Raw genomic sequence first — 16,974 nt, forward strand, 5'->3', positions numbered from 1 at the left:
AAATTAATTATTCGCGAAGCATTACTCTTGCTGCATTAATGCTTCGAGTTGTGCCAGCAGTTTTTCTACTTGTGTTTTTTTCTTGGGGTCATCCCACAATTTAGCTTTTTTGAATCGTCGCAGGGTATCATCAACACGCTCTTTGAGGTCTGTCGTCTCTGTTTGAGAAGATGAGCGCGATTCAGACTGCTGCTCAATAACTTGGATTTTCTGTTTGATTTCGCTCAGGGATAGATTATGTTCAATTGCTATGTTTAGCAGTTCATCTCTGGTTTTTTCATTTTTAACTCGTGCGATCGCTCGTGCTTTAGTGTACTCAAGTTTCCCCGAACGCAAAACTGACAGCACATCAGACGGCAGACTAAGCAGTGGAAGGCGGTTGCGAACAAAAGAATCCCACTTCATGCGTCCTAAAGCTATAAATACCTCTTCAACAAGCAGAGTTTGAGAGTTACCCGTAACGTTACGGGTAATTTTACCTTTAGCTTCATTGTCCATTTTTTGCAACAGTTTGACGGTTTCGTCAACGCTGATTTCTAACCGCAACGCCAACAGTTCGAGGATACCTTCAGTTTCTTCTAGGGGGTTGAGGTCTTCACGTTGTAGGTTTTCAACGAGGCGTACTTGATATGTAGTCGCATCGTCCATTTCCCTGGCAACAATAGGTACTTCGATTAATCCTGCCATTGTTGCCGCTCTGTAGCGTCGTTCCCCTGCGACCAATTCATAATGTCCCCCAGGCAGTGGACGTACTAACAGAGGTTCGAGAATACCTAATTCTTTGATCGAGCGTGATAGTTCTTCAAGCTTTTGGGGATCGAAATAGCGCCGGGGTTGCGAGGAAGGCAGCTTGATTTTAGTAATGTCAATAGTGGAACTAGCATTGGCTTGATTATCAGGCTGCGTGGTATCTGCACTGCTACCGAACAGCAGTTCAACGGGTTTTTTGATGGCGGCGTAGGGTTCGTTACGCTTTTTATTCACTGTTTTACTTCGAGTTTATCTAAACTGTTGGCAATTTTTTTGAGTACGCTGACAGCAGAATGATTTTTATCAAACAATGCTAAAGGTACTCTACGCTCGGACGCATCGGCAAAAGCAATAGATTTTGGAATGGGTGGGTATACAGTACCAATATCTGATAGTTGTTCTTGCACAGCTTTCACAGTCCGAGACTCTTGGGCAGTGCGACCATCAAACATTGTGGGAACAAACCCCGCAAATTGTAAACTGGGGTTTGTATGACTGCGTACTTGGGCTACCGTACTAAGTAAAAGTTCTGTTCCTTTGAATGATTTAAACTGGCATTGTATCGGAACAAGAATGTGAGTAGCAGCAGTCAAACTAATAACACTGAGTAACCCTAAAGAAGGGGGACAGTCGATCAGAATAAAGTCGTAATTATCCTGCACTGTGGCAAGTGCATTTTTTAGACGATATTCTCTGGCGATCGCACTTGCTAACTGCATTTCACTAACCGCTAGGTTAATATCAGCAGGGACAAGCGCCATACCGTGAATCAGTTCAGGATAAATAGGTAATGACTTGTTGTCAACAATTGTTTGTTGGATACTTTGCTCTAATTCGTCGGGTTCAAGCCCCATGAAAGTAGTCAGGCTAGCTTGTGGGTCCATGTCTACCAACAAGACACGACGTTTTTTAAGTGCCAGATGATAGCCTAAATTTTGAGTAAGTGTGGTTTTAGCAACACCACCACTTTGGTTAAACAGCGTAATAATGCAGGTTTTGTTCACAATTTTTGATAAAAGATTTTTTAGATCTGTCCTTAATACGCCAAATTTTATCGGAGGGGGTGATTTTACACAATCTGTAGCGAGTGCGATCGCATTCTTTTTCTGTGATGCAGCAGCTAAGTAAGCACAATAAACAAATTTTTCTAAATAGTTGAAGTCAATCAATCTTACAGTACTAGCGTGAACTACCTACACTGACCTTGCGGTACAGTGTAGGCTTCCCAATTCATTGGGGATTGCCTCAACCTTCGTAGATTTTTTACGTCCCGAAGATTTTGGTCTTACATCCCCTCCAAGGGCAGAAGAGCTAGTTCCTAACTCCAAAAGTCGCAACCCTTCATTTCTAATATTTATTGCAGCATTAATATCTCTATCATGCTGTTTTTGGCAGTGTGGACAATCTACAAACCTTACACCCAAAGAATCATACCCTTTCTGCAACATTGGGATTGGTAGTAGAGTCTCGCTACAAAGCTGAGAAGATGGGAAGAACCTTCCTATTTCTTGATAAGTGTGTCCAAATTTCTCAGCTTTGTATTTGAGCATGGTTTGAAACATACCCCAACCTTGATCTGATATCGATTTGGTAAGGTTGGGATTTTTAACCATATTCTTCACTGCTAAATCTTCTACACAAATAACTTGGTTTTCGTATGCTATTTTGTGAGATAGCTTGTGTAGAAAATCTTCACGGACTCTAGCTATTTTGCTAGAAACTTTTGCAACTAAACGCTTTGCTTTACAACGTTTGTTTGAAGCTTTATCTGTCTTTTTAGCTAATTTTTTCTGTTTACGCTTTCTATTTTTTTCTAGTTTGGCTAATTGCTTCTTAGGTAGATCGTATTTTGAACCTTCCGAAGTTATGGCAAAATTCTTTAATCCTAAATCAACTCCTATAGCTTCTCTAATCGCAACTACAGGATTGTCATTTTGGTTGAAAAGAATAGAAGCGTAATATTTACCATCTGCATTTCTCGATATTGTTACAGTCGTGAATTTCGCATCGGGTAGTTTCTTATGGAACACGGTTTTCATTATCCCTAAATTACCAGGAAACTTAATTACAGAGTTTTCTGGCATCAGTTTCACATTCTGAGGATATTGAATCGATTGTTTACCATGTTTAGATTTAAAGTTAGGGAATTTAGTACGACCTTCAAAGAAGTTGACAAACGCACTAGAAAGGTTAAATGTGTTCTCTACCTATTGATAGAGCCACTTTCTTGTGTAGACTACACAAAATTGATGTATAAATTAAAAAATAATTTTATGTATATTTACTTTATTTTATGAATATCATCCATATTTATAATTACTTAGGATTATATATTTTATGTAGAGTTACACAATTCAAAACTAATTTTCAGTAATCAATTTATCCAGAATAAATCATCAATTCTGAGAAAGAATAAATTGATAATATTCTCACATTAGGCTGATTATTATTAGGATATATACAAGTTATTAAAGATATAGAAAACTTGGTTGTGATTCTCTATGTCTTCAATAAAGCTGTATCCAGAACGCCACATACAGAAGTATTCAACTAATCTGTATCCCCTGGTAATTACTGCAAACGTGGCAATGGTCTTAGATGTAATTATTAACCATAGTCCCCTGAGCTTTTTAACATTTAGTTTAACAACATTAGGGACAGCAGTAATTATTTGGCGGCGTGAGTTAGATGGGCTGCTTAATTTTTGTACCAAGCTAAATCGACGCTATAAATTCACTACACCTGCATTGACAATGCTAGGAACTTTTTCATTGTTAGATGCACTATCAACTCCCGCAAAAGCACAGTTCTTCCAAAATGCACAAACTTGGATGACATCAAACTTTACAGGTGCTGGTCAAGCTATTCCTTTAGTCTTTAACGTGCTGCGTGGTTTATTTTTGATTTACTTGGGAATTTCTTTAGTAAAAGTCATACAATCCGCTCGTCAAGACGAAGATTGGCAAAATTTAGCCAGAACACCAATGATTATTCTAATTGCAGTGACTATGGGTGATATCTTGGCGAACTTAATTATTGGCAGTGGTGGTACAACTGGTTGAGGTCGAAAATGGTTGATAGTAAATCCAAAACACGCACTGTTAATACCACCATTGGTAAGCAGCCTAACATTGGGCCATTTCCATCTGATCAATTAATTCCTTGGGTAGTGATTTCTGGGGTTTCCTATTATTTATTTCATGGCTTTTTGCGACTTAACTGGATTTGGACTCTAACTCTAGCAACTTGGGGAATTTCGACTTGGTGGGTGCTGACTGCTAACGGAGCTTGGAGAATTTTATCAAAGTTTTTAGCTATTCCTAATTGGACGCGAGTACGTGTGCTGTATCAACCAATTTTGCAGTCCAATGCTAAAAAAGGTCAGAAAACAGAAAAACTGCCAACAAATTTGAAATTTAGAAAATAGTCAATCAATTTTGGATTTTAGATTTTGGATTTTAGATTTTAGATTAAACCCATGCACGTCACTTGCAACAAGCGCGGGAACCCTTCCACCGCAGTAGCTTTAATTAAAAATTTTCGATGCATGGATTTATTCCACGAATTAATTCGGGAGCTTGAGACCTGTTGAAATTTTAAATTTTGAATGTTCTCCTGACACAGAGGCTACGCCAACAATCCAAAATTTAAAATCTAAAATCTAAAATTCGGTCAGGATGGGATATTAGTTAACTTTCCCAAAAGGGTTGACTTAGGAGGTGAGATTTCGGTGAAGTCGAAAGTTGGTAAGCGCATTGTTGATAATGGGGAACGCAAAGTTCGTTTAACACCTCTGGAAGATGCTTTTGCACTAGTTACAATGTTGCAGATTAACCTTCAAGGACGTTCTGTTGGTGCTTACGTACTGCGTAAAGGTACTAACAACTTTATGATTCACTTTGGGTTTGAGTGTGCTGGGATTCACTCAACGTTGCGTACTGAACAAATTGATCCAGTTTTCGACGCTATTGAATCGGGCTTGAAAGATTTACCAGAGGGTGAACGACTGACAATACATTTGAGTTCGTTTACTGATGATAGTTTCAGGCAACAACAACTCAAGAATTTGAGCGATCGCTCACCCAACAAAGAATTACAATATCTCCTGATGGGAGAACGCTGTCGTACTCAAGAACTGACGAAACTCGGCATCCGTAAACCCAAAACCCTGCGCTTGTACTGTACCTATACAGTAGAACCAGATACCACTGGCACCAGCGATGTCATAGAACAACTGCTCTCAAAACTAGAGCGTTCATGGAAATCTTTCACTGGCGAAATTAACGAGTTACAGTTTCTTCGCATTGAACGTCTGCTGCACGCATCGTTTACTGATGGCTTTCAACTTTGGGAACAATTGCTGTCCAACAAAATGGGGTTAAATGTTCGCCCTTACGATGCTGAAGAACTTTGGACAATTCTCTGGCAACGTTTCAACTCGACTCCACCACGACCAATTCCCCAACTTTTGATTTTAGATGAGGAGGGACTGCGCGAAGAAATTTACTCAGAAGTTGCGCCTACTTCCATGTTAATGGAGTCCGAATCATCGATTCCTATTGCAGATCGCCGTTGGGTGCATCTACTAGACAAATATATTGGAGCGCTAACCTTTGTTGATAAACCTGGCGGTTGGACAGATAAGGAACACCAGATGCGCTATCTTTGGGAAATTTTATCCAGAGAACGGGTGTATGACACCGAAATTTACTGCCAATTGATGCGGGCTAACGAGACTTTAGTCAAAACCAATATGCAGCGCCTAACTAAACAGGCGAATACAAGCGCAGTTTTGGCACATGAAAAAAATTCCGTTGATGTCAAATCTTTAGTCAATATCAAAAAGTCAATTGCTGCTCAGGAAGAACTTTATGAAGGTGCTGTTCCCATTCATACTGGGATCGTGTTTTTAGTTTACCGCTCATCCCGTGAAAAATTAGATGAAGCTTGCCGGTATTTGCAATCTTGTTTTTTGCGTCCAGCCTGGGTAGTCCGCGAAACTGAATATCCTTGGCGGATGTGGTTGCAGACTCTTCCGATAACTTGGGAGCGTTTAATGACTGTTCCCTTTAATCGACGGCTAGTTTACTTAAGCGGTGAAGTACCTGGGTTTATGCCATTAGTACGAACTCAAGCTAGAGACGATAGGGGCTTGGAACTAATTGCCGAAGAAGGAGGAACGCCAGTATTTCTCAATTTGTACACCCAGCACAAGAACTTGGGGCTATTCGCTACTACCCGTGCAGGTAAAAGCGTCTTGGCATCGGGCATCCTCACCCAAGCTTTAGCGCATGGAATGCCGGTGGTAGCAATGGATTATCCTAAGCCTGATGGCAGCAGTACTTTTACGGACTACACCCAATTTATGGGTGACGATGGAGCTTACTTTGATATCGGTAAAGAATCAAGTAATTTATTTGAATTGCCGAATTTAGGCTCTCTCCCACCTAAGTTGCAGCAAGAACGATTTGAGGATTACAAAGAATTCCTAGCGACGGCAATACTGGCAATGGTTGTGGGGACTCGTAGGGGTGTAACCAATGCCTCGCAAACACTTACGGACGCGATACGTTCCATCATTGCTTTGGCCCTGAAAGCTTTTTTTAACGATGAATTAATCCGCGATCGCTATGCCGCAGCCTACATTAATGGTTTTGGTTCACAAGAATGGTTGGTAATGCCCACCTTGCAAGATTTCTTAAGTTTTTGTTCTCATGAGCGTTTACAGCTAGATTCTTCAGGGGGCGATATCAAAGCAGCCCTAGAAACCATAAAGTTAAGATTGCGATTCTGGCTTTCTAGTAGAGTTGGACAAGCTCTGGCTCAACCTTCCACCTTCCGCAGTGATGCACAGCTATTAATCTTTGCACTGCGTAACTTATCCAATGACGACGATGCAGCAATTTTAAGTTTAAGTGCTTACAGTGCAGCCCTGCGTCGAGCCTTAGCAGCCCCAGCCAGCGTGTTTTTTATTGATGAAAGTCCTATCCTGTTTGAATACGATTCGATTGCCGCACTGGTGGGTAGACTGTGTGCCAATGGAGCAAAAGCCGGAATCCGAGTAATTTTATCTGCTCAAGACCCTGATACCATTGCCCAATCTCCAACAGGTGCGAAGATTTTCCAAAATCTAACCACTCGACTGATTGGACGTATCCAACCTACTGCTGTTGATAGCTTTGCGAACATTTTGAAATATCCCCCAGAAATCATTTCTCGCAACGCTACAGAAAGTTTTTTCCCAAAAAAGGAAGGAGTTTATTCCCAGTGGCTGCTAGACGATAACGGGATTTTTACTTTTTGTCGCTACTATCCCGCTTTTAATTTGTTGGCAGCAGTGGCAAACAATCCTGAAGAACAAGAGCAAAGAACTGCTGCTTTATCTCAGCATTCCGATAAATTTGTGGCTTTGACAGAGTTATCCAAACATTTGGTTGAGACGAAGTAAATCTCCAAAAAAGGAGGAGTGATGATGCACAAAATTAAGCGAGCTACTATTATTGGAGCGATCGCCGTCTCTGCAATTGGATTCACTAGCGCTCAGGCATTTTCATTACCAATTTTTCAAGATAGCTCCTCTGCAAGATTCTTCGAGCAATGGCGACAGCAATTGAATCCATTCACTCAAGATGCTTCCTCCCTGGCTCAAAAACTGGAACCTTTAACGAAGTTCTTAGGTAAAGATTTGCAAGCTGCGATTACGGAAGCAATGGGTGTATTGGGTTTACCAGATGCTAATGCAGCCAGGGAAAAGGCTGAGGATAGTGCAGCTACTTCAAATAGTGCCATCAATGCAGCTGAACGAGCCACAAATGAAATTGACCGCCAAATTACCCGTACAGAAGCAGATAGTATTCTTAGCAAAGCAGGCCAACAACACACCAAAGAGCGAATTGAAACAACCCAAAATTCAGTTGCCCAAGTTTATGTAGATGCTAATGCTGCTCAAGATGAAGTTGTCACCCAGAATGTCATGAAGCGAATTGCTCAACAAAATGTCCAAACCGCAGCAATTTTAGGGGAAATGCGGGCTGATGGATTGAAATTACGGCAGTCTCAAAATTTGGCGAACCTCAACTTGACAAATATTTCCCGTTCTTTAGATGGTCAAAAGCAAGCGTATCAGAAACAAACGGTGGATCAGGGGTTTAACAATTTAAGGACAGCAGCCCAAGCGCGGTTGTTCTAAAAGGTAGCCTAATGCCCAAAAAATTTCATTGCCATGCATGAAAAAGGAAGAAGGAGGGCGAAGATTGTTGCAATTATTGAAATATGAGTTGATGCTCGCACAAACCCAAACTCCTAATCCAGGGCAAGCAGCTTCCACGATTACTAAAGATGGTGCAGCTGCCAGTGAAGCGATCGCACAGACAATGGAAAAACTTTGGGATGACGTACTCGGTGGAGGATTGTACAGTGCGATCGCCTCACTAGGAGTTTTCTTTGCTGTCGGCACTCTGCTGATTTTCATTGTCCAATGGACACGGGAAATAGTGGATGGTGATAACTCGAAAGCTTTCTCTGAAATGATTTGGCCCATAGTAGTGATAGTTTTGCTAGCCAACAATGCTCAACCCCTGGCGATCGCTACTAAAGGATTGAGAGCCATCATTAATCAAACAAACAACACTCTGCTGACAACCACTTCTGCTTCTATCCAACTCCAAGAAGCATATCAGCAAGTAATGCTCAAGACTGGTAACGCCGATGCCATTCAAGCATTAATTGTCCAGTGCGATGCGATCGCCGATCCAACTCAACAAGCTGAGTGTTTGCAAAAAGCTTCTGGGCAAGCCCAAGAAATTGAAACTCAAACAGATAATCGCCCCGGTTGGATGAAAGGTATTGGCGAATTATTTAACACCAACATTTTTCAATTAACTCTACGTGGTTGGTTATTAGCATTTGGTATTGCTTTTCAATGGATTGTTGAAGTTTCCATGCTATTAACTGCACTTTTAGGGCCTTTGGCTGTGGGAGGTTCATTACTTCCCGTTGGTCAAAAAGCGATTTTTGCATGGTTAACTGGCTTCTTCTCTGTGGGAATGATCAAGCTTTGTTTCAATATTATCTCTGGGTTAGTCGCCACAATGGTGCTGAATGCTGATAATAACGACCCCATGATTTTCGCCTTTGCTATTGGTATTCTCGCACCAATTTTATCTGTTGTTTTGGCTGCGGGTGGCGGTATGGCGATTTTTAGAAGTTTTTCTAGTGTTGCCAGTTTGGGGCTTTCTTCTGTAGTTACCAGATTGGTTAAAAAAGTGTAACTAAATTTTCAGTTTATGACTAGTTCAGATCGACATTCCGGCTCAAGAAATGCTAAACACAAACGGTTGAGATTTTTGAATCTTTCTTCTAAAAACATTTCTACTGGTGATACTTTAGCATTATTTGCAGTAGGCACTTTTAGCTTGCACCTTTTGACTCTGTTCTTACTGTTGCTACTGTATGGTTCCTACTCACAGTTGAGTAGAAAAGCACCTCCGTCTCTAGTACAATTAGAAACAGGCAAATCAATTAAAGTTGCCTCAATAGGTAGTTTAGAACGTACTCCTCAAGTTATTTTACATTTTGTTTCTGACACAATGACTTTGATGATGAATTGGTCAGGAACGCTACCACCCACTACAGTAGAAGAAGCTGCTAAACCCAAGCCAGATACTGGTATAGATATTCGCTCTTCAAGTAACGGAAGTGGTAAAGTAACTTCTTCAGCATGGCAAGCATCTCATGCTTTATCGGAAGACTTCCGCAAAGAATTTTTGCAAATACTAGCTGAAATTACACCACCAGCAGTTTTCAAGGGAACAACGCAAGTAGTTTTAGTTCCACTTTCTATTCAACCTCCCATCAAAATTGCTGAGGGTAAGTGGAAAGTCAAAATGGTTGCTAACCTGAGCATATTTGACCAAGGAAATAAATTGGGAGAAGTAATTCCCTTTAATAAAGAAATCTTCGTACAAGCCGTTGAAGCTCCTGATATGGCTACAACAAATGATGGATTAGCAGCAGCAATTTATCAGATGCGAGCTAGCGGGTTAGAAATTTATGCAATACGGGATTTACCACAGGAGAATTTATAATGCCTGAGCATCAAAATGGTAAAACACCTATAAATGTTCTTGAATTAGAAGAAAACCCTACTACGGCTAACCAAAAATATGAACAAGAGTTCAATGAACAATTTGATGATGAATGGGATGAAGAAAGTCTGGCGCGATTACTCGGTTATGTATATCCTGCGGTAACTTCAACAACTTCTTCCGAAGTGAATGAACATGAAATAACTTCAGAAGAAGTTGAACATACCGAAAATCAAGCTGAAGTATCTTCGCCAAATGTAGTAGCACCCCATGAGTTATTTGATGACCCACAATTAGGTAAAACACAACAAAATTTCTCCACTAATCCATTTTCTAAATTTGGTGTTGTAGGCTTGGGATTGTTTGTGATATTCGGTGTAGGAGCTACTTTTTTAAATATCATTATTTCCGGTAGACCAAAAGCTGCACCAAAAATTGTGGAGCAAGGTTCTGCCCAGCCTACAGTAGAACTTGCAGATAACATAAAACCCCAAGAAGTAGAAACAGGGAAACTAAAAGCAGAATTGGCGTTAGGAAGTCAAGTTGAAAAAATCAAATCTTTAGAAAGTTCCAAAAGTCCTAAAACTTCTGTAGCCAAAGTGCGTAACCAAACTAAGGATGAGTTAAATAAACGAACTACAGTCAAACAGACTCCACCTGATGTGCGTCCATTACCAATTTCTCGTCCAGTTCCAGTTGCTTATGTCCCTCGTCAAACAACACCAAGAGAATATTATTCGCCTCGTTTTACAACAGTTTCTCGGCCTCAACCACCTGTAAGTAAAGTGCCAGTAAATACCACAAGCACAATACCAATATCGCCTCATACAAACCAATCTACCGACCCAATGCAACAATGGGCGGCAATTAATAGATTAGGAAGTTATGGCAGTAGTGAAATTGCGACTAACAATGAATTGGCAACCAAAACTTACGAACAACCAAATAATAGTGCTGTAGATACTGTTACGAACAGACAAGGAAATTCACCAATAATAATTCCTCGTGCCACCCCAGTTTTAGCTGTTGCTAACACAATTGTGGAAACTGCTGATTCTCTAGAACCACTCTACACAGAAGAAAATGCAATTGTTACAGGTGTACCTGTGCGACAACTAACAGTGGGCGCAACTGCATCTGGAAAGTTAATTACTCCGTTAATTTGGGGTGAACGTTCAACTAATAATATTGATGCAAAATCAGTGGCTCCGGCTCAAAAAGACAAGTTTATTGTCCAGCTTGTTGAACCACTAACCGAAGAGGATGGTTTTGTTAGCTTACCAAAAGGTACTCAAATTGTTGTCCATGTACGAGACATTGAGGAATCAGGATTTGTGCAGCTGGAAGCAACCCAAATTGTGATGGATGGTAAGGAGTATGTGCTGCCACCAGGAGCAATTACTATTCGCGGCAACTCCGGCCGTCCATTAATGGCATCAAAGTCGAATGATAAAGGTGGCGAAATTGCTTCACGAGATGCAGAAACATTCGTAGTTGGTTCTTTGGCTAAAGTGGGCAAGGTACTCAATCAACCTCAAGACGAACAATACTCAACTTCCACTGGGTTTGGTGGTACAACAACTTTTTCTTCCACCAGGCGAGGTGGCCCTAATATCTTGGGTGCAGTTTTGGAAGGAGGATTTGAACCTCTGACTGAACAAATTTTAGAACGAAATAAGCGATCGCTAAGAGAAATCGAACAACGAAAAACAATTTGGTACGTCCGTGCAGGCTCAGATATTCAGGTTTTTGTCAACCAATCTTTTCAATTTTAAACACTCATTACTCTTTCAAGGTATACCCCCACAATTACCCAGAGAGCATAAAAATCTTATCCCTTCTGCTCTCTATGTTGAAAGAAGCAACAGGCAAGAGTCATGAATTATTTTTCTTGTCTCCCTTGTCCCTTTTTTATTGGGACTGCTTTAACCCAGCACATAATTTACTCAGTATGAATTCGATGAAAGTTTTTCTGCAAAATTTGACTTTAACTGCTTCCATCTATACTGTGCTAACTTTTGCTACTAGCCTTCTACCAGTAGTTGCAGGTGAAACATCTCGTTCCAGCCAAACTCCTCAAGGACTGCGACGTATTTCACAGGATACAGCCACTGGGCAGAGTGGAAGTGAAATACCTCTAATTGAATTATCGCCGGGGTATGGAGTCAATATTTCCTTTATCTCCAGTGGTGAGATAGTAGAGAAAGTTTGGTTAGATAATCCAGCGATCGCTTCTCTTGATGTTGATGGTTGTTTGTCAGGCTTGGGACGTGAATGTAACTCTCCAGGGGCAACAGTATTACATCTGCGACGGATCAACCCAATAGATATACCGCAGTTGCCGAAGATGAATAGCAGCTTGCTGACAGTAGTAGCAAAAGGTAACTCTGGGCGGCGAGTGTATTTATTTCGGGTCGCTACAGCTAATGCAAAACCCAAATATCACACAATCGAGGTTACACCTCACACTCAAGAACAACCTGAAATTAGAGAACTTCTACCACATTATCAAAATTTACAAGCTATAAGTCGGGGTCTGGAAATTGCCCAAAAACAACGTTTAATTTCGCCTGAATCGCCCTTGTGGCAGCGAATAAAAAACTTTTTAACAAATGTGAAGTCAGGAGAATCAATATCTAATGCTGCCCGGAAAGCTGGCATTACTTTGCAGCTAGTTAATCGGCTGATAGAACTGGGACAAACTACTCCCGTTAATACTTTAAGGCAGCGTTTAGTAAATCAATCAAATTACTCAAATAAGATTTGAAATTAAGGCAATGAAATTCCTGAAAATTCCTTTTAGCTTGATATCTGGGCTAAGTTTAACTATCTTAATTTCTGGTACAACTTTAATTTCAGCACAAGAGCAAGGATTATCAAATTCTCAGTTAAGACAATCGGGCGTTCCTACAAGCAATTGGCAAAATACTCGTCTGCCTAATTGGAATCAAATTACCTTTGCTAAAATGCCTGGTATTGCCGAATCTGGTTCTTTTCAAGTACCAGCAGGTGTGGCGGAAAAGTTGGGATACGACCCCTCACGTAGTTGGAATGCTGGACAGACACCTGATTCTTACATGATGTTAGGTGACTTTCAGGATGCTTTCAAACTTCAAAATTTATCAATAAGTGATATTGCCAAAACTGTTGATTTGGATTTAAGCCAAGTTGATTTAGACAAATTTGGCGTAATGAAATTCCAAACTTTGGAGAGTTTAAGCGATGCTGTCCCTGATTTGAAAGATACACCTATTGCTGAAGTTAAACCAGTTTTGGATTTATTATCTCAAAAACTAGAAACTTCTTTTGATTCCAATCAACCAATAGGAAAGCTATTGCAACAGTCCCCGCATTTAAGAAAACTACAGTTTGCATCTTTGAACTTAGCATCTTATAGTTTGGATTCTATTCCTGGTTTGGTAACAACACCAATTGGTGCATTTAAAAAATGGCAAGGTGTCCATATTAATGAAATTCCTGGGTTGCCTGATGTACCGTTTTCTCAATTTCCTAATCCGATTAATGCTGTGGGTGGAAATGTAGGTATTGTTGATATTGCTTTTGCAACCGACGAACAACAGCGCGATCGCACAATTTCTGGTAGTAATAAAGAAGGCTTTGCTGTGCCATGTCAAAAAGATTGCGCTCACATAGAATTATCTGGTTCAGCTTCAGTTTCAGGTAAAGCCTGGGTTAGCGGTAAATATCAACTAGTTAAGGGTGGTAAGGGAATCCTCAGTTCAGCGAATGGGGGTAAAGAACCAACAGGTCGTCATCCCTTTGGTGATGCTTTCAAAGTCGCAGTGTGGGATATTTCAGAAGTAGATGGCATGATTTCTCAAGCTTTATTCTTCCGGGCTTGTATGCGGAATACTTTTGTGGATTTAGGCTGTACACCCTATTTTATTGGGCCTGTACCATTCATGACTTTCAAAGAGCAAGAACCTATATTTTTAGGGTTAATTGCAGGAGAAAGCTCTAATTCAGTTTCCACAACCACAGGATTGAAGAGTACGGGATTTAGATTTAAACAATCTCCTGATAGTTCAACAAATAAGTTGTCTAATTTACTGCCCACAATTAAAGGTGATTGCAAGAATCTTCATTCATCAGGAACAAATATCGATGCTTTGATTGCTGCTTTCTCTAGTGTCGAAGAAAATTACAACTTAATCGGTAATTATGTCTGCGACTCATCCGGTAACTGTGGACGTGGACTCGGTGAAATGCAGTTTATGTCATATCGTCCAGATGTACGAAAGATTATCTCCAGTAAATCTGGGGGTGCAGAGTTTCTATCTAAATTGGATGCAGGTGAAAAAGTTACAGGTGAGGATATGATGCAATATTTTTCACCTGCTGAACAACAAACTTTAATTAAAGCTGATATCACCAACTTACTGAACAGCGCATCTCAACAAATCGACCCAATGACCCAAAAGCCTTTTATAGGCGAGCGATTAATTGAACGTGCTGCTCAAATGAATTTCGCTGGTGTAGGTATCCCTATCGATATGGCTGTCAGTGATGTGGATGGAAAAATATCAGTCAGAGGATATAGCAACAAAACATCTGCTAAATATTTTCAATCTCTGCAATTAATGGGCTGTTCCTAGACTAAAGAAATCCTGTTTAATTTCTGTATTTTTGGTTCAAGTTATGAGTTTTCCATTTCAGGATTTATTCAAAACATTAAGCAGAATATAATATGCAATTAAAATTTAATAAATTCATCCGATTAAAATTGTTTAAATATAAAGCAATATTAGCTATTGCTACTATTTTCAGTTTCCTTGTTACAGCATTTTTATTCAAAGCCCATATTGCAAATGAAAATCGTACAACAACATGGAGAAATGCCAAAGAAATTGCACCACCATTGCTTATTAAAAAAGTCCTATCTTTAAATTCCATAGCTAGGATTGATGACAAATCAGTCAAAGTCATGCAAATCCCATCTCAAGGTGCAGGAGATTTATACATATTTGATTTACGCTCACCTCAGCTTTGTGGTATGGGTGGTTGTCTTTATCTGATTTATCACGAATCCGGTAAGTTGCTTTTGCCCTTAATCGCTAATCCAAACTTACCACCCAAAGAAGAGTTAATGCGTGCTTCAAACACAATAACTGGTGAATTTCCTTGCTTGGTAATTACGCAACCGACGTTGAATGAGAACATACTATCTCGTACCAAATATTGCTACCAAAATAAAAGATTTATACGTTTTAATGAAGAATTTTTTAGTAGCAACTAAAAGTTAGATGTATATAATACAAGCTAATGAAAAATTTAACTTCAAATTACTCTTTAGGGATTCAAGTACCGCCTGCCAAATTAGAGACATTACAAATTCAAAGATTGACAGAATTGATGAAATCGCAGTCTGGTCTGGTACTTTTGAGTTGCTTGATTGCACTTGCTATTTTTCGAGTTCTTTCGGGTGGGAATCGCAAAGGTAAACTTGCTACCAGTTACTGGGGTGGTGGTCGTGAAAAATCTTTGGCTGCACGTAAAGCTAAACAGCAGATATCTAATCCTACGCGCAATTGTGCGGCACTTTACATTGGTACACCTCAGCAAATGCGATCGCGTATTGAAAATGAGTGGCGTACCGCAGGTTTACTGAAAGCCAAACCAACTCTGACTCAAAAATTACACAACTTAATATCGCCTAACTCTACTCTGTACGTTCCTGATGTCCAAAGAGGAATAGCCGTTATAGGTGCAGCAGGTTCCGGCAAGACATTCTCTGTAATCGACCCTCTAATTCGTAGCGCTTTTGACCAGGGTTTTCCTGTATGTGCGTATGATTTCAAATATCCCGCACAGACCAAACGGGCTGTAGCTTACGCTATGAAGCGCGGTTACACCGTCAGAATATTTGCGCCAGGGTTTCCTGAAAGTGAAACCTGCAATCCTCTAGATCTGCTGAAAGACGAGGAAGATGCGATCGCAGCAGGTCAAATTACCAGCGTCATTTCGCGTAACTTCGACCGTGGGGGTAATACCAGCAGCGATAAATTCTTTGAAGAAGCTGGGGATAGTTTGGTTGAGGGTATTTTACTACTCACCAAGGCAGTTAAAACCCTAACTGGTGACGACAAATATTGCGATCTGATGATGGCGCAAGCAATTTTATCTTTACCCAATCTGCCAGTAAGATTAGAAGCTGCTTCCAAGGACAAGCTGAAAATTTGGACAACACGACCATTATCTCAGCTAATCAGCGTCAAGGACTCTGAAAAAACTACTGCCAGCATTATTGGAACCGCGCAGCGTATATTTCAGCGATTCCTCAAGAAAGACTTTGTGGGCGCATTCTGTGGTCAGACAACATTACCACTGGACTTGGATGGTAAACAGCTAATTGTGTTTGGGCTAAACAGGAACAACCGTGACATTATCAGTCCACTGCTGGCGGCTATTTTACACATGATTGTTACGCGCAATGTATCCCGTATCCTACCCAGAAAAGACCCGTTAGTAGTGGCTTTAGACGAACTACCCACTTTGTACTTGCCAGCCCTTGTCAATTGGTTGAATGAAAGCCGTGAAGACGGTTTTGTAGGGATTTTGGGATATCAAAACATTGTCCAGTTAGAGAAAGTCTATGGTAAAGAACTGACACGGGCCATCTTAGGAGGTACAGCCACCAAGTTTATTTTCAACCCGCAAGATCCGGACTCTGCAAAGTTGTTCAGTGACTACTTGGGCGAGACGGAAATCAAATTTAATTCCAAATCGCGCAGTACAGGAAAAGGAGGTGCTTCACACAGCACTAACGAACAGCATCAAAAACGCCATTTATTTGAAGCAGCACAATTTGCCAAGATGAGTACGGGTAAGGCGGTAATTATCAATCCAGCTTACACTCGCGGCACAGAAGCTTATGTTCCCATATTGCAGAATATAAAAGTTCCGGCTGCTGATATTGCTGAGATGAACTGGTCGGAAGGAAAGTGGGATTTTGTGAGAGACAGACTGATTCAAAACAATTCTGTGCAAATTAGCGACTCTGAACGTTCTCAGCAATTTATGGAAAGGCGCGAATTAGCTGAAAAATTATTTCCTATGCCTGAACAATCTAATTCTCTGCCTTCTCCAGAAGAAGTTGCCAATGTTTTTTAGGGGTTTT

The 16,974-nt window shown here is 40.5% G+C and carries 13 protein-coding genes and 1 pseudogene; 11 read left to right on the forward strand and 3 right to left on the reverse strand.

Annotation, left to right across the window (positions count from 1 at the left end):
* Positions 1–21: 21 nt before the first annotated feature.
* The 3 genes and pseudogenes from H6G41_RS24015 to H6G41_RS24025 all read right to left on the reverse strand — a co-directional run.
* On the reverse strand, positions 22–984 hold the full coding sequence (locus H6G41_RS24015; RefSeq protein ID WP_190749328.1) for a ParB/RepB/Spo0J family partition protein: 963 nt from the start codon (positions 982–984) through the stop codon (positions 22–24).
* Positions 981–1,754, reverse strand: coding sequence for a ParA family protein (locus H6G41_RS24020; protein WP_190749387.1), 774 nt, complete (start codon positions 1,752–1,754; stop codon positions 981–983). Before H6G41_RS24020 ends, H6G41_RS24015 begins: the two co-directional genes overlap by 4 nt.
* Positions 1,755–1,943: 189 nt before the next feature.
* Positions 1,944–2,930 (reverse strand): annotated as a pseudogene (locus tag H6G41_RS24025) (RNA-guided endonuclease InsQ/TnpB family protein); the annotation flags it as partial.
* Positions 2,931–3,251: 321 nt separating this feature from the next.
* Here H6G41_RS24025 and H6G41_RS24030 point away from each other — a divergent pair.
* From H6G41_RS24030 to H6G41_RS24080, 11 genes are all read left to right on the forward strand, one after another.
* Positions 3,252–3,812 carry a hypothetical protein gene (locus H6G41_RS24030; protein ID WP_190749330.1) on the forward strand — a complete coding sequence of 187 codons (561 nt, stop codon included), beginning with the start codon at positions 3,252–3,254 and terminating at the stop codon, positions 3,810–3,812.
* Positions 3,813–3,820: 8 nt separating this feature from the next.
* Complete coding sequence (locus tag H6G41_RS24035) at positions 3,821–4,177, forward strand: hypothetical protein (RefSeq protein ID WP_190749332.1); 357 nt, start codon at positions 3,821–3,823, stop codon at positions 4,175–4,177.
* A 297-nt stretch (positions 4,178–4,474) separates the two neighbouring features.
* Positions 4,475–7,198, forward strand: a complete 2,724-nt coding sequence (locus H6G41_RS24040; RefSeq protein ID WP_190749389.1) for a hypothetical protein — start codon at positions 4,475–4,477, stop codon at positions 7,196–7,198.
* A 21-nt stretch (positions 7,199–7,219) separates the two neighbouring features.
* Complete coding sequence (locus H6G41_RS24045) at positions 7,220–7,939, forward strand: hypothetical protein (RefSeq protein WP_242038032.1); 720 nt, start codon at positions 7,220–7,222, stop codon at positions 7,937–7,939.
* Positions 7,940–7,976: 37 nt separating this feature from the next.
* On the forward strand, positions 7,977–9,020 hold the full coding sequence (locus H6G41_RS24050) for a hypothetical protein (RefSeq protein WP_190749334.1): 1,044 nt from the start codon (positions 7,977–7,979) through the stop codon (positions 9,018–9,020).
* A 15-nt stretch (positions 9,021–9,035) separates the two neighbouring features.
* On the forward strand, positions 9,036–9,836 hold the full coding sequence (locus H6G41_RS24055; RefSeq protein WP_190749336.1) for a hypothetical protein: 801 nt from the start codon (positions 9,036–9,038) through the stop codon (positions 9,834–9,836).
* Entirely contained in the window at positions 9,836–11,611 is a 1,776-nt protein-coding gene (locus H6G41_RS24060) for a TrbI/VirB10 family protein (RefSeq protein ID WP_190749338.1), read from the forward strand. Before H6G41_RS24055 ends, H6G41_RS24060 begins: the two co-directional genes overlap by 1 nt.
* A 185-nt stretch (positions 11,612–11,796) precedes the next feature.
* Positions 11,797–12,603, forward strand: coding sequence for a hypothetical protein (locus tag H6G41_RS24065; RefSeq protein ID WP_190749340.1), 807 nt, complete (start codon positions 11,797–11,799; stop codon positions 12,601–12,603).
* A 10-nt stretch (positions 12,604–12,613) separates the two neighbouring features.
* Positions 12,614–14,452 (forward strand): hypothetical protein, encoded by a 1,839-nt coding sequence (locus tag H6G41_RS24070; protein WP_190749342.1) that lies wholly within the window; start codon positions 12,614–12,616, stop codon positions 14,450–14,452.
* A 92-nt stretch (positions 14,453–14,544) separates the two neighbouring features.
* Positions 14,545–15,093, forward strand: a complete 549-nt coding sequence (locus tag H6G41_RS24075; RefSeq protein ID WP_190749344.1) for a histidine kinase — start codon at positions 14,545–14,547, stop codon at positions 15,091–15,093.
* Positions 15,094–15,119: 26 nt separating this feature from the next.
* Positions 15,120–16,967 carry a type IV secretory system conjugative DNA transfer family protein gene (locus H6G41_RS24080; RefSeq protein ID WP_242038033.1) on the forward strand — a complete coding sequence of 616 codons (1,848 nt, stop codon included), beginning with the start codon at positions 15,120–15,122 and terminating at the stop codon, positions 16,965–16,967.
* The last annotated feature ends 7 nt before the right edge of the window (positions 16,968–16,974 follow it).

The sequence above is a fragment of the Tolypothrix sp. FACHB-123 genome (genome assembly GCF_014697075.1).
In the GTDB taxonomy this organism is placed as follows: domain Bacteria; phylum Cyanobacteriota; class Cyanobacteriia; order Cyanobacteriales; family Nostocaceae; genus Aulosira.

Excerpts from the sequence above, each read along its gene's own strand:
- H6G41_RS24030 (WP_190749330.1), top strand. The coding sequence starts at position 3,252 with ATGTCTTCAATAAAGCTGTATCCAGAACGCCACATACAGAAGTATTCA.
- H6G41_RS24035 (WP_190749332.1), top strand. The coding sequence starts at position 3,821 with ATGGTTGATAGTAAATCCAAAACACGCACTGTTAATACCACCATTGGT.
- H6G41_RS24045 (WP_242038032.1), top strand. The coding sequence starts at position 7,220 with ATGATGCACAAAATTAAGCGAGCTACTATTATTGGAGCGATCGCCGTC.
- H6G41_RS24050 (WP_190749334.1), top strand. The coding sequence starts at position 7,977 with ATGAAAAAGGAAGAAGGAGGGCGAAGATTGTTGCAATTATTGAAATAT.
- H6G41_RS24055 (WP_190749336.1), top strand. The coding sequence starts at position 9,036 with ATGACTAGTTCAGATCGACATTCCGGCTCAAGAAATGCTAAACACAAA.
- H6G41_RS24060 (WP_190749338.1), top strand. The coding sequence starts at position 9,836 with ATGCCTGAGCATCAAAATGGTAAAACACCTATAAATGTTCTTGAATTA.
- H6G41_RS24065 (WP_190749340.1), top strand. The coding sequence starts at position 11,797 with ATGAAAGTTTTTCTGCAAAATTTGACTTTAACTGCTTCCATCTATACT.
- H6G41_RS24070 (WP_190749342.1), top strand. The coding sequence starts at position 12,614 with ATGAAATTCCTGAAAATTCCTTTTAGCTTGATATCTGGGCTAAGTTTA.
- H6G41_RS24075 (WP_190749344.1), top strand. The coding sequence starts at position 14,545 with ATGCAATTAAAATTTAATAAATTCATCCGATTAAAATTGTTTAAATAT.
- H6G41_RS24080 (WP_242038033.1), top strand. The coding sequence starts at position 15,120 with ATGAAAAATTTAACTTCAAATTACTCTTTAGGGATTCAAGTACCGCCT.